This is a genomic window from Acinetobacter sp. ACIN00229, from assembly GCF_016106645.1.
GTDB classification, from domain to species: Bacteria; Pseudomonadota; Gammaproteobacteria; order Pseudomonadales; family Moraxellaceae; genus Acinetobacter; species Acinetobacter oleivorans.
On record NZ_JADWOM010000003.1, the window covers coordinates 72,641 to 85,168 of the forward strand.

Below are 12,528 nucleotides of genomic sequence, written 5' to 3' on the forward strand. Positions count from 1 at the left end.
TTTTCCTACCACTACTCGAACTGCTATAACTAAAAACAGAGTACGAGGAAAAGAGCTTTTTATATGAATGCGGAGCAGTTACAAAAAACATTGCGTGCGAGTCAGTACGCAGAACAAGTTTTAGGCTTGCATCAAGCTGTTTTAGAACAAGATTACCAACTAGATCAATTTACTGCACCGCTCTCGACCGAACAGATTTATCAATTTGTACAAATTACATTAGATGGAATTGGTGACGAAACATCTTGGATGCGTGGGCTACGCATTTTACGAAGTCGTTTAATGTTCCGTTGGATTTGGCAAGATGCCAATCAGCTTACCGATGTTGTCACACTGACACGCGAACTTTCTGATTTTGCCGATGCCAGTATTTGTGCGGCAAAGGATTTTGCACGTGTAGCGCTTGTGGCGAAACACGGTGAACCGATGAGCTACTCTGGCAAAGTTCAAGATTTGATTGTCGTTGCCATGGGTAAACTTGGTGCTCAAGAGCTTAATCTGTCGAGTGATATTGACCTGATTTTTGCTTTTGATGAACAAGGCGAAACTAATGGCCGCAAATGCATTGATGTACAGCAGTTCTGTATTTTGTGGGGACAAAAACTCATTTATTTGCTTGAGCACATTACCGCAGATGGTTTTGTATTTCGAGTTGATATGCGCTTGCGTCCTTGGGGAGATGGCTCGGCACTAGCGATTAGTCATGCAGCTTTAGAAAAATATTTAAGTCAGCATGGTCGTGAGTGGGAACGCTATGCGTGGATTAAAGCGCGTGTTGTGACGGGCGGTAAAGAAGGGCAAGACTTGTTAGAGATGACACGCCCTTTTGTGTTCCGCCGTTATGTTGATTACACGGCTTTTGCCGCTATGCGTGATATGAAAGCGATGATTGAGCGTGAAGTGTTACGTCGTCATATCGAGGATGATATTAAACTCGGGGCAGGCGGTATTCGCGAAATTGAGTTTATCGTTCAGGTCTTCCAGCTTATTTACGGCGGCTCTAAACGTGAGCTGCAAGACCGTCAATGTTTAGTCAGCCTTGAGCACATTGGTGAGGCTGGCTTATTAGAAAGACAAGCTGTTTTAGAACTTGAGGACGCTTACCTGTTTTTACGCCGTGTTGAACACGCAATTCAAGCCCTCAATGACCAACAAACTCAGCTACTACCAGAAGAAGTAGACCTAAGACAGCGTATTATCGACACCTTGGGTTTTGTGAGTTGGGATGAATTTATTGATGTTCTTAACGAGAAACGTCAAAAAGTTAAAGTTCAATTTAAGCAGCTTATTGAAGATACTAGTTCAAATGCCGCAACTGAGAACTTTGGACAGTTAGAGCAGCAGTTAGATGAAGTGTTGGATGACAATGCGAAAAATTTGATTCATGAATTCTGGCATGGTCACGCACTCAAAAAATTACCTTCAAATGCTGTTCAGCGATTAAAGACATTCTGGCCTCATTTAATTGAAGTGATTTTACAGTCAGAACAACCTCAAACTGCACTTTTGCGCTTAATGCCGCTGATTGAATCAGTCATGCGCCGAACCGTGTACTTAGTGATGTTGATTGAAAGTAAAGGTGCATTGCAACGCTTAGTTAAAATGGCGACCGTGAGTCCTTGGATTTGTGAAGAGCTAACGCAATATCCAGTACTGCTTGATGAGTTTTTATCGATGGGCTTTGAGTTGCCAAGGCGTAAGGACTTAGAAGACTCATTACGTCAGCAATTGCTTCGCATTGAAATTGATCAAGTTGAAGACCAAATGCGAGCACTTCGATTGTTTAAAAAGAGCAATGTACTCACTGTTGCGGCAAGTGATGTGTTAGCTGAAAGCCCGCTAATGAAAGTGTCTGATGCATTAACCGATATTGCTGAAGTTAGTGTTAATGCAACACTTCATTTAGCTTATCAGACTGTAGCAAAGCGTCATGGTTACCCATGTGATGTCGATGGGAAACGTTGCTCACTCGACTACAAAGCCTTTGCTGTTATTGGTTATGGCAAAGTGGGTGGGATTGAGCTGGGCTATGGTTCTGACTTGGACCTTGTCTTTATTCATTATCTAGATGAGCAAGCAGATACGGATGGAACGAAGTCAATTAGTGGCTTTGAGTTTGCTATGCGTGTCGCTCAAAAGTTTATGTCACTCATGACCACTCAAACCCTTGATGGCCGTGTCTATGAAATTGATACACGCTTAAGACCTTCAGGTGAGGCCGGTTTATTAGTGACAAGTCTTAAGGCCTACGAACACTATCAGTTGAAAAGTGCATGGCTTTGGGAGCATCAGGCATTAGTACGTGCCCGCTCTATTGCAGGTGATGAGGTACTTTGCCAGAAATTTGAAATATTTCGACGTGAGATATTGACTCAATCTAGAGATGAGGCTTATGTTCGTGAGGAAGTGTTGAAAATGCGTCAGAAAATGAAAGACCACCTAGGTTCGTCTTCTGAACAAAAAAAACATGGTATTTTTCATTTAAAACAGGACGCAGGTGGTATCGTCGATATCGAATTTATGGCACAGTATGCTGTACTTGCATGGAGCGGGACGAAACCCGATCTCGCCCATTATTCTGATAATGTAAGAATATTAGAAGATGCTGCTAAAGCAGACTGCTTATCCAGTGAAGATGCCACAGCATTAATTCGAGCCTATCTTAGTGAACGTGCCGAAAGCCACCGCTTAGCCCTTGCAAATCAATCCATGCAAGTCAGCGCAGCGGACTGGCGTAGTACCCGTGCGGTCGTTTGCAATTTATGGCAAAGATTAATAGACCCAACCGCCTCGGTTGAGTTGGATAGTGAATGATTTTATAACAATTTGGAGTGTTCCATGAATTTGGCTGATCGTGATGGTTTTATTTGGCAAGATGGAAAATTAATTGATTGGCGTGATGCAAAGATTCACGTTTTAACCCATACATTACACTACAGTATGGGCGTATTTGAGGGTGTTCGTGCTTATGAAACGCCTAAAGGTACTGCCATTTTCCGTCTTCAAGACCACACAAAACGTTTGTTAAATTCAGCAAAAATTTATCAAATGAAAGTGCCGTATGATCAAGCCACGCTTGAACAAGCACAAATCGATGTTGTTCGTGAAAATAAATTAGCTTCTTGCTATTTACGTCCGCTTATTTGGATCGGTTCAGAAAAACTTGGTATTGCAGCAACAAATAACACGATTCATGCCGCAGTTGCAGCATGGGCGTGGGGCGCATACCTTGGTGATGAAGCAATGGCGAATGGTATTCGCGTTAAAACTTCATCATTTACTCACCATCATCCAAACGTGACGATGTGTAAAGCAAAAGCATCTGGTAACTACACCTTGTCAATTCTTGCTCACCAAGAAGTTGCACATTCTGGTTACGACGAAGCAATGTTAATGGACCCACAAGGTTATGTGTGCCAAGGTTCTGGTGAAAACGTATTCTTAATTAAAGATGGCGTTTTACACACTCCAGATATCGCTGGTGGTGCGCTTGATGGTATTACACGTCAAACAGTAATGACGATTGCTAGAGATCTTGGTTATCAAGTTGTTGAGCGTCGTATTACACGTGATGAATTCTACATTGCAGACGAAGCATTCTTCACAGGTACTGCTGCGGAAGTAACACCAATTCGTGAATACGATGACCGTCCAATCGGTACAGGTGGCCGTGGCCCAATTACTACTGAAATTCAAAAGACTTACTTTGATGCAGTTCAAGGTAGAAATCCGAAATATGAACACTGGTTAACTTACGTAAAATAAGTTAATCCGTTAACATAAAAAGGCGAACATAAGTTTCGCCTTTTTATTTTTGGCTTCGGGAGCTTTTATGCACATTGTCTATGTCTCTGATGGTAAGGCAGGGCACCGTTCACAAGCATTAGGCTTGTTTCAGGCAATGCAAAGACAACAGCCAGAAACAACTTTTGAAGAGATCCTTATTTCTGAGTTGCCAATTATTTCCTTAGTTCAGGCGCTTTTCTCTTCAAAAAAATCGTTATTAAAAAAAGTACCCGATTTTATATTTGGAGTGGGAAGTCACACACATTTTCGTGTCTGGTTACTCGGCAAAATTTTTAGAAAAGCCAAAACTATTATTTTGATGAAGCCTAACTTACCTGTGGTTTGCTTTGATTATGCTGTTATTCCAGAACATGACGGTATCCATGCCGATAGCCATGTGATTGTTACACGTGGCGCATTAAATCCAATTCGTAATGAAAACCGCCATCAAAAAGACCGAATTTTAATTGCTTTAGGTGGTTCATCTAAACGACATCAATGGAACCAAAACAAAGTATTAAGCAGTGTTCAAAAAATTGTTGAGAATAATCCAAACGCTGAAATTATTTTAACAACTTCACGTCGCACGCCAGCAGAATTTATCGATACTTTAAGACAGCAAAGCTTTGCTGGGGATTTACAAATATTTCCAGTTGATCAAACACCTCAAGGCTGGATTTTTGAAGAAATGCAAAAAGCAGAAGCTGTTTGGGTAACAGAAGACAGTGTATCTATGATTTTTGAGGCGCTTACCGCGGGTTGTCGAGTCGGTGTAATGGCAATGGACCGGTTGAAAGATGACCGGATTACCCACTCAGTTGATCAAATGTTAGAATCAAAATTAATTTCACAGCAGACTTGTGTTGTACAGTTACCACAACCTTATGCTTTTAAAGAAGCAGACCGTGTGGCAACATATCTTTTAGTGAAAAATTAAATTTTTTATTTTGAGTAAATAAATGAAAATATTGCATATTGCGAATTTTGGCTTTAATAAACAAGGCGCCCATTTTTACTGCACAGACCGTAAAATTTCTGCCGGATTAATTGAAAATGGCCATTTCGTTTATGACTTTAGTTTTCGTGACATGGCTCGAATGGGAACCATTTTTAAAACAAAAAAACTGGGTGCCAATTGGGCCAATAAAGAAGTACTAAAGGTCGTTAATAATATTGAACCTGATCTGGTACTTATTGGACATAGTGACTTAATGAGTCCAGATGTTCTCAGACAGATTAAAGAAGCTTATCCAAATACTAAAATTGCATTTTGGTATGTTGACCCACTTTATCTTGAAAGCAAACTCGACTTTGTTAAAGCGTTCTCGCCATATTTAGATGCTATTTTCTGTACAACCGGTGGCGAATATCTACAAAAATTAAAACAGCCGCATTTAAGCGTAGCTTATCTGCCAAATGTGGGTCACCGTAATGTAGAAACACTACAGCAATTTTCAAATGTGAATACGGATAAGACTTTTATTTTTTGTGGCGTGGTTTATAAAGAACCTGAGCGTGAGAAGTTCTTAAAGGACTTAGCAGATGCGTTGCAACAAGGCCATGTAAACTATCAATATTATGGATGTTTTGAGCAACCTGGTGTTTACGGTAAAGCGTATTATAAAGTTCTATCTGAAACAAAAATGGGACTTAATTACTCACGCCGTAATGATGTAACTTTGTATAGTTCTGACCGTATTGTACAACTGACTGGTAATGGTTTATTGACTTTTAGCCCAAGAATTCCGGGCTTTGAGAAGCTCTATACCGAACAGGAAGTGGTTTACTTTGATGATCAGTTTGATTTGGCCAAGAAGATCCAATTCTTTGATCAAAACCCAGATCAGGCTGAAAAAATAGCGAAAGAGGGTTGGGAGAAAACGCGTAGGTCTTTCAATGCTAAACGCATCACCCAATTTATGGTTGAAGTGACATTTAAGCAGCCCCTTTCAGAAGATTATGAATGGTCACATGAGGTTTATGCATGATGTGGTTTTTGTACGTTGCGGTAGGCCTATTAGTACTTGCTGCACTGTTGTATGTGCTGGGTAATTATACTTTCTGGCTTCCGTTTCGTTCGAACAAACTACCACGCATTGTGATGTTGCATCAGGTTACACCTAAAGATGCAGCCTCTGGTATGAACATGCCTCCTGAAAAGTTTGAACAACTCTTAACGTTGTTGACGCGTAAAGGAGCTATTTTTTGTTTTGTCTCTGAGCTTGAACAATACCAGAATCAAAAAAATGTCGTTGCTTTAAGTTTTGATGATGGCTTTATGGATAATTATCTTTATGCCTATCCATTACTTAAAAAATATAATGCAAAAGCAACCATTTATTTGGCAACGCAAATTGAAGGCATCGAAAAGCTAACTCATGATCAAATTCATGAAATGGCGAATTCTGGTTTCATTGAATTTGGTGCACACACGCAACACCATGTGAACTTACTTAAGCTTGACGATCAAACCGCTTACGATGAAATGCTTCAGTCTAAACGTGACGTTGAGGCATTAGTTGGGAAGTGCCCAAGCTTTGCCTATCCATTTGGTCGATTTAATGAAAAGCACCAAAAAATGGCTCAAGAGATTGGCTTTAAAAACGCAGTATCGACTCGTAAAAAAATCGAAGCCTATGAAGCAGTTAATCAATTTAATATTCCACGTGTCAGCACGCATGGTGCCATGAATGCTTTACAGATGCGTATCGCCCTTGCTAAAGGACGTTATAAGTTATGAATAAAATTCCATGTAGTGTCTATATTGTCACTTTAAATTGTGGTGCTTGGTTAGAGCGAACTTTGCAAAGTGTTAGTGAATTTGATGAAGTCATTATTTTAGACTCTGGCAGCACTGATAATACTTATGAAATTGCAGAGCGCTTTGAAAATACGCAAATCTCTCATCAAGACTGGCAAGGTTATGCTGGGCAAAAAAGTTTAGCTTTAGCAAAATGCCGAAATGATTGGGTACTCAATTTAGATGGTGATGAAGTCTTATCTAATGAGTTAAAACAAGAAATTGTTGAGACCATTCAGCAGAATAAACTTGATGCTTTAATCATACCGATTAATGACGTGTTTCTAGGTGTTCCCAACAGCAAACATACTAAAAAACATGCGAAGGTGCGTTTTTTCCGTAAGTCTCAAGGGCATTATGACCTTGCCAATAAAGTCCATGAAAATGTGATTGTGGAAGGTGAATCTCAACGTGCTCAACATGATATCTATCATTATGGTGAGTCGAGCATTTTCGTTAAAGTCGAAAAAAATAACCAATATTCCAACCTCAAAGCATTAGAGAAATACCAAAAAGGAAAGTCTCCAAGCGTTGCAAAATTGGTTTTGGTAATGCCAGTGACTTTCATGAAATCTTATTTTATTCGCCGTAGTTTCTTGAATGGTTGGCGTGGTTTCGTAAATAGTATGATTAACGCGTTTTATGCTTTTCTAAAAGAAGCCAAACTATTTGAACAGACTATGAATAAAGATAAAAAATAAGTAGGCAAACTATGAAAATTGTTCAGGTATTGGCAACGAGTGGTGGTGTTGGTGGTTTAGAGCAGCACACTTTTAACCTTGTTAATGAGCTTGCTTTAAATCATGAAGTACATGTGATTGCACATCCTTGCTATCAAGACAAGTTTAGCCAACAAGTACATTTTCATGCGGTTGATTTTGCACGTAGTCGTTGGAATATTTTTTTACTCTGGCAACTTAAAAATCTTATCCAGCAAATTCAACCTACTATTGTTCATGCACAAGCAGGAAAGGCGGCGGAACTGATTGCCCGAATTAAGCCATTTTTATCTGGCCCAAAATTTGTGACAACAGTACATGGTACTAAAAAGAATAAGTCTGCTTATTTAGCAGGTGATGCTGTTATTGCGGTGAGCCAAGCACTCACGCAAGGCATTTCTGAGTCTAAAGCACATGTGGTTTACAACGGGGTCTATCCTCAATCTGTACTTACAGTTGAAAATAAAGAAAAGTTACTTCAATCGATTCAAAAAGATTTTGCTGAGCTAGATGCAAGCAAAAAAGTTGTTATGTGTATTGGACGTCTAGAGCCAGTAAAAAATATCAGTTTATTGATTGAGTCGATGCAACAGATTGATGCCAATTTATGGATTATTGGTGATGGTTCACTTCGAGCAAGTTTAGAAAAACAAGTCAGTGAATTAAACATGCAAGATCGGGTCGCTTTTCTTGGGTTTAGAACCGATGCTCGAGATCTGGTGCAATTAGCAGATATCGTGGTTTTGTCATCAGATCGTGAAGGTTTTCCACTCGTCATGGTCGAAGCTTTACAGGCCGATAAAGCAATGGCTTCAACCAAAGTGAACGGTGTGATTGAGTGGTTGCCGGAGCAATATCTGGCAGAAATTGGAGATGCACAAGGTTTAGCAAAAGCGATTAAATGTGCGCTTCAACCTGAGGCTCAACACGACTTTAGCCCTTTATATGCAAAAGCCAAGGCTGAACTGACTGTACCAGCCATGGCTGAGCAGACGCTTAATATTTATAAAGGCCTGCTGAAAACTTAATTATTCTTCGGTGTAAGGCGGATGGCATCAAGTACCACGAAGTTATCTTCGACATTAATGGTATGACAACCGTCATCTGCTTGATTCCAGTCAGGTAAAACTACTTCTAGTAATTTTTCTTCATAAGCTGTCGGGCTAAGCTGAGTAATCGCTTTTAATTCGATATTACCACCATAACGTTTTAAAGAATCTTGGCTTGGTCGAACCCGTTGTCCTTTATAAATAAAAGGTTTACCTGCCATACGGAACTGCTGACTGCCTCGGCACACTGGGTTCATTGGGTGCTCTTGCCAGTTCGGATTTAAAATATCTTCGGTAAAGAATAGATCTAAACGATCACCAAATTTCTTACAATCACGACGTGTTGAAGTAAAAAGATACCATAAGCCTTCATGATAGAAGGGGGTGCTGTCGACTGCTTCGATATTCTCGATCAGATTAGAATGCTTTTCCCATTTCAGTGGAAATTCAGTACATTTCCAAAGTTCAATCGTCTTGTTGGCAGAAGTTTCTGGGATCATGTACCAAGTGTCTTCTAACTTAAATACACAAGGATAAGAAAGGTGATAGTCGAGCTTTAAGATTGTCTCTGGTGGTGTGTAGGTGCCATCTTTGAAGACTTCTAAAACAGAAAGAAAGCCTACAGGGTGTTCGTCATCAACTTCTTCAAAAAAAATGAAATGACGGCCATTTTCATAAGCATAAAAGCTGTCTGCAAATGTAAACTTTTTAGGGGAGTGGATCTCAAATAGAGAATCTAGTTGCTCAAGTGTAGTAAACGGTTGTTCTAACCAGCCAAAACGCATATACCAATGAGAGTCAAAAGATTTTGCTTTTTTTGCTTGTTGGTATTTATACCATTTTTTTTGAATCAGGCGATTTAGCATTAAATTTTACACTCGATATAACTATAATTAGATAGACTATCCCTGACTCATTTTAACATTTGAATGAAATGAAAAAATATTTAATCAGTATTGAATCTGCTAATAGTGAACGTTTAAAAAAGTTGTACTCTCAAGCAACATTTTACAAGTATCGCGATGAATTTAAGCAGTTTGGGGTAATCGGTAAAAATTTAAGCGTCAGTGAATATTTTCAACAAGGGGTGGCAGGCAAGAAAAAACCGATGACGCCTGGCGAGCTCGGTTGTGCCATGTCTCATATTGCTGCACTAAAAGATTTTTTAAGCTCCGATGAAGAATATGCAATTATTTTTGAAGATGATGTGATCGAGCGTTTTGAAATTGATTTCCAAGACTTAGAAAAACATATTAGTTCTTTGAACCTAGGTCCGTGCTTTTTTCTAAGCTTGGGCGGTATTCAAATGAAAATATGCAATCGCGTTCGTGGAAAGTTTTTACCGGAAGAGTTGTATAACCAAAAAATTCTAAAAGTTGATTACGACTATCTCGAAAAACTAGCCTATGCGTATGCCTATGTTGTAGACCGTAAAATGGCACAAATGTTGGTTGATTACCATCAGCCGATAAAAATTTATGATCACTGGCAAGACCTTGTTGGACGAGGCGATTTTAGTTTCTATGTCAGTTTTTTATTCGATCACCCAATCATCGAAAATAATGATGCGTTAAGTTATTTAGAAAAGGAAAGAAGCTTAATTACTCCTATTTCACAAGATGACAGTGATTTGTTACGTTACCTAAGAGTTAAACTAAAGAAATATATACTTAATAAATATATAATTTAGTCGTTTTTTTAGATTTTCTTACTAATTTTATGACTAAGCAAAAAAATATTATTATTGGGTCAGCAACTGGATACAGCGCTGACCTCATTTCTTCTTTTGTATATTCTTTGGAAAAGACAGACTTTGATGGCATTTTGACTTTAATTATCTATAAAGAGCAAATGCCTGAGTTTGTTAATGCATTTTCAGATATCAAAAATTTTAAAATTGAATTTAAAGTTTCAACGATTGGGAAATTTAAATCGAAGTCAAAATACTCAGGTATTTACAAGTTTAAGTTTATAAAAAATATTCTTAAGAAAATTATTGGATTAACTGTAAATGAAGCAGTTCCTGATTCAAAAATAAAAGCACTTAAAATCACAGGCTATCCGCATGTGAGTCGCTTTTTTGAATATAAAGAAGTTGTAGAAAGTCATCCTGATGCTTCACATGTGCTGCTCAGCGATGTACGAGACGTTTTTTTTCAGGGTAATCCTTTTAAAGATCTCGGCAAAGGACTCTTTGTTGGTATGGAAAATCCAGATTATACGATAGGCACTGAACAATATAATCAAAAATGGATTATCGATGCGTATGGAGATAGTTTTTATAATAGTGCAAAAGATGAGCAGGTTTCGTGCTCAGGCGTCACAATTGGAGATATGAACTCGATTAAAGTCTATATTAATAAAATGATTGAAGAGTTCTGCAAACAGCCATATCAAAAAATGTCTGAAAGAATTTATGATCAGGCAATGCACAATAAATTATTAATTACCAATGATTTAGCTGATGTAACTCGCTGTCAGCCATTTGAGTCTATTATTGTAACTCTTGGATTATATCCAATAGATCAAATTACGATTAATGATCAAGGTCTTATTATTAATCGTAACCAAAAGATCATTCCTATTGTCCATCAGCATGACAGACATCCGGAATTGATACAGTTATGCGATAACTATATTGGGAAATAAATTTTAGGATTATCTAAATTTTATGAGGGGAGGCGGATATTAATTTTTATCCGCATTTCCTTTTAAAACCATATAAATCAGCGCAACAAAAATAAGCAATGCACCTGCTAAGCTACTTACGCAGAAATAAAGAATACGTTGATTTGTAGTGATGTTAAATAATTCATTTGCAAGGATATAGCGCATGAAAAACCACTGCGCAAGAGAGAATACAATTACGATTAAAGCATGTCGACGTACATCAGGGCGCATTGCCATAATGAATCACCAAGGGAGAAAAAGTGGTGATATTATGCCATTTGCCCACTCTCATCTCAATAGAGTCTAAATTGCCTCAATTGTGTAGAAAAATTAAAATTATGAATAAATTGTGAATTTTTATTAACATTAATAAACCTTGAATTCCATTTTTTATCTGAGATTTTCTAGTAAATTTCTGTACTTATTTGGATATATGTTTAATGCAGCCTGTTGATTTTGTAATGATTTGGGTGGACTCAACCGATACGAAATGGCAGCAACAATACATATATTATAAATCTAAAGAAACTAAAACAAAGGCGGTTGAACTTGTTGATCAATGCCGCTATCGCGACTGGAATAATCTTCATTACTGGTTCCGATCTGTTGAGAAATTTTGCCCGTGGGTTAGAAAGATCCATCTGGTGACTTGTGGTCATTTCCCTGAATTTTTAGTCAAAAATCATCCTAAGTTAAATTTGGTCACACATGATCAAATCATGGAATCAAACTGTTTACCGACATTTAACTCGCATGCTATTGAAATCAATATTCATAAAATTGAGGGACTAGCAGAGCATTTTGTCTATTTTAATGATGATACTTTTATCAATAGGCCTTTAGAGCCTGAGTTCTTTTTTAGAAATGGTTTACCTTGTGATGGTGTGCGTTTACAGCCACTTATGGTTGTAGGTGAAGAGAACTTTCTAGGTGCCGTTGCCCTGACTGATGTTGCGATTATTAATAAGTACTTTGATAAGCGAAAATTACTCCATAAAAATCCCTATGCACTTTTTAACTATCGCTATTCTATGAGTAGTAATTTGGGTAATTTTTTAAGTTTATATAATCGAAAATTTTCAAGTTTTTATAGTACTCATTTGCCTCAACCTTTTTTGAAATCAGTATTTGAAGAAGTTTGGAAAACTGAAGAAGCTTATTTAAATGAAGTATCAAGTCATCGATTTAGACAGCCTTTAGACGTTAATCAGTATCTGTTTCGATTGTGGCAGTTGTGCTCATCCCGTTTTTATCCTGTCAATATATTTGAGCGTGGACAAAACTTTAACTTAAGGCTACAAAATCTTCCTGAGATTAATGAGGTTATTAAGAATGAACAACTTCCACAAATTTGTCTAAATGACGATGAACACGTGGTCGATTTTGAAAAGCTTAAAACAGAAATCATTCAAATTTTTGATCAAAAATTTAAAACACTCTCAAGTTTTGAAAAAGAAATATCCCATTAAAATTTGAAAATTAATGATTAAAAAACCCTGCATAA

General features: G+C 37.9%; 12 protein-coding genes. 10 read left to right on the forward strand and 2 right to left on the reverse strand.

Annotated elements, in window-relative coordinates; translation table 11 throughout:
* The first annotated feature begins 63 nt into the window (after positions 1-63).
* From glnE to I7H67_RS03260, 7 genes are all read left to right on the forward strand, one after another.
* Positions 64-2,814 (forward strand): bifunctional [glutamate--ammonia ligase]-adenylyl-L-tyrosine phosphorylase/[glutamate--ammonia-ligase] adenylyltransferase, encoded by a 2,751-nt coding sequence (gene glnE, locus I7H67_RS03230; protein ID WP_198307062.1) that lies wholly within the window; start codon positions 64-66, stop codon positions 2,812-2,814.
* 24 nt (positions 2,815-2,838) lie between these two features.
* Positions 2,839-3,765, forward strand: coding sequence for a branched-chain amino acid transaminase (locus tag I7H67_RS03235; protein ID WP_045435575.1), 927 nt, complete (start codon positions 2,839-2,841; stop codon positions 3,763-3,765).
* Between the two features lie 67 nt (positions 3,766-3,832).
* Entirely contained in the window at positions 3,833-4,723 is an 891-nt protein-coding gene (locus I7H67_RS03240) for a mitochondrial fission ELM1 family protein (protein ID WP_198307063.1), read from the forward strand.
* A gap of 22 nt (positions 4,724-4,745) precedes the next feature.
* The gene (locus I7H67_RS03245) at positions 4,746-5,774 is read left to right on the forward strand and encodes a glycosyltransferase (RefSeq protein ID WP_151827756.1); all 1,029 of its coding nucleotides are present in this window, start codon (positions 4,746-4,748) and stop codon (positions 5,772-5,774) included.
* Positions 5,771-6,526: a polysaccharide deacetylase family protein gene (locus I7H67_RS03250; protein ID WP_198307064.1), complete on the forward strand. Its 756-nt coding sequence runs from the start codon at positions 5,771-5,773 to the stop codon at positions 6,524-6,526. The genes I7H67_RS03245 and I7H67_RS03250 overlap by 4 nt, the downstream gene beginning before the upstream one ends.
* Complete coding sequence (locus I7H67_RS03255; protein WP_198307065.1) at positions 6,523-7,287, forward strand: glycosyltransferase family 2 protein; 765 nt, start codon at positions 6,523-6,525, stop codon at positions 7,285-7,287. Before I7H67_RS03250 ends, I7H67_RS03255 begins: the two co-directional genes overlap by 4 nt.
* Before the next feature lie 11 nt (positions 7,288-7,298).
* A complete protein-coding gene (locus I7H67_RS03260) occupies positions 7,299-8,333 on the forward strand; it encodes a glycosyltransferase (protein WP_198307066.1) in 1,035 nt (344 codons plus the stop codon).
* Here I7H67_RS03260 and ghy read toward each other — a convergent pair.
* Positions 8,330-9,220, reverse strand: coding sequence for a glycosyl hydrolase Ghy (gene ghy / locus I7H67_RS03265; protein ID WP_198307067.1), 891 nt, complete (start codon positions 9,218-9,220; stop codon positions 8,330-8,332). The two genes, I7H67_RS03260 and ghy, sit on opposite strands and share 4 nt — an antisense overlap.
* A gap of 68 nt (positions 9,221-9,288) precedes the next feature.
* Here ghy and I7H67_RS03270 point away from each other — a divergent pair, with 68 nt between their 5' ends.
* Together I7H67_RS03270 and I7H67_RS03275 are read left to right on the forward strand one after the other, a co-directional pair.
* Positions 9,289-10,044, forward strand: a complete 756-nt coding sequence (locus I7H67_RS03270) for a glycosyltransferase family 25 protein (protein ID WP_013196847.1) — start codon at positions 9,289-9,291, stop codon at positions 10,042-10,044.
* Positions 10,045-10,073: 29 nt separating this feature from the next.
* Entirely contained in the window at positions 10,074-11,003 is a 930-nt protein-coding gene (locus I7H67_RS03275; RefSeq protein ID WP_151988955.1) for a lipooligosaccharide outer core biosynthesis glycosyltransferase GtrOC6, read from the forward strand.
* Between the two features lie 39 nt (positions 11,004-11,042).
* On the opposite strand, the gene I7H67_RS03280 is transcribed toward I7H67_RS03275, so the two are convergent.
* Entirely contained in the window at positions 11,043-11,261 is a 219-nt protein-coding gene (locus I7H67_RS03280; RefSeq protein WP_004789113.1) for a hypothetical protein, read from the reverse strand.
* Positions 11,262-11,464: 203 nt separating this feature from the next.
* Here I7H67_RS03280 and I7H67_RS03285 point away from each other — a divergent pair, with 203 nt between their 5' ends.
* Positions 11,465-12,493: a stealth conserved region 3 domain-containing protein gene (locus I7H67_RS03285; protein WP_198307068.1), complete on the forward strand. Its 1,029-nt coding sequence runs from the start codon at positions 11,465-11,467 to the stop codon at positions 12,491-12,493.
* Positions 12,494-12,528 lie beyond the last annotated feature (35 nt).

What these genes read in the sequence shown, in the direction of transcription:
- glnE (WP_198307062.1), top strand. Translation starts at nt 64, where the DNA reads ATGAATGCGGAGCAGTTACAAAAAACATTGCGTGCGAGTCAGTACGCA.
- I7H67_RS03240 (WP_198307063.1), top strand. Translation starts at nt 3,833, where the DNA reads ATGCACATTGTCTATGTCTCTGATGGTAAGGCAGGGCACCGTTCACAA.
- I7H67_RS03275 (WP_151988955.1), top strand. Translation starts at nt 10,074, where the DNA reads ATGACTAAGCAAAAAAATATTATTATTGGGTCAGCAACTGGATACAGC.
- I7H67_RS03270 (WP_013196847.1), top strand. Translation starts at nt 9,289, where the DNA reads ATGAAAAAATATTTAATCAGTATTGAATCTGCTAATAGTGAACGTTTA.
- I7H67_RS03255 (WP_198307065.1), top strand. Translation starts at nt 6,523, where the DNA reads ATGAATAAAATTCCATGTAGTGTCTATATTGTCACTTTAAATTGTGGT.
- I7H67_RS03285 (WP_198307068.1), top strand. Translation starts at nt 11,465, where the DNA reads ATGCAGCCTGTTGATTTTGTAATGATTTGGGTGGACTCAACCGATACG.
- I7H67_RS03280 (WP_004789113.1), bottom strand. Translation starts at nt 11,261, where the DNA reads ATGGCAATGCGCCCTGATGTACGTCGACATGCTTTAATCGTAATTGTA.
- I7H67_RS03245 (WP_151827756.1), top strand. Translation starts at nt 4,746, where the DNA reads ATGAAAATATTGCATATTGCGAATTTTGGCTTTAATAAACAAGGCGCC.
- I7H67_RS03250 (WP_198307064.1), top strand. Translation starts at nt 5,771, where the DNA reads ATGATGTGGTTTTTGTACGTTGCGGTAGGCCTATTAGTACTTGCTGCA.
- I7H67_RS03235 (WP_045435575.1), top strand. Translation starts at nt 2,839, where the DNA reads ATGAATTTGGCTGATCGTGATGGTTTTATTTGGCAAGATGGAAAATTA.
- I7H67_RS03260 (WP_198307066.1), top strand. Translation starts at nt 7,299, where the DNA reads ATGAAAATTGTTCAGGTATTGGCAACGAGTGGTGGTGTTGGTGGTTTA.
- ghy (WP_198307067.1), bottom strand. Translation starts at nt 9,220, where the DNA reads ATGCTAAATCGCCTGATTCAAAAAAAATGGTATAAATACCAACAAGCA.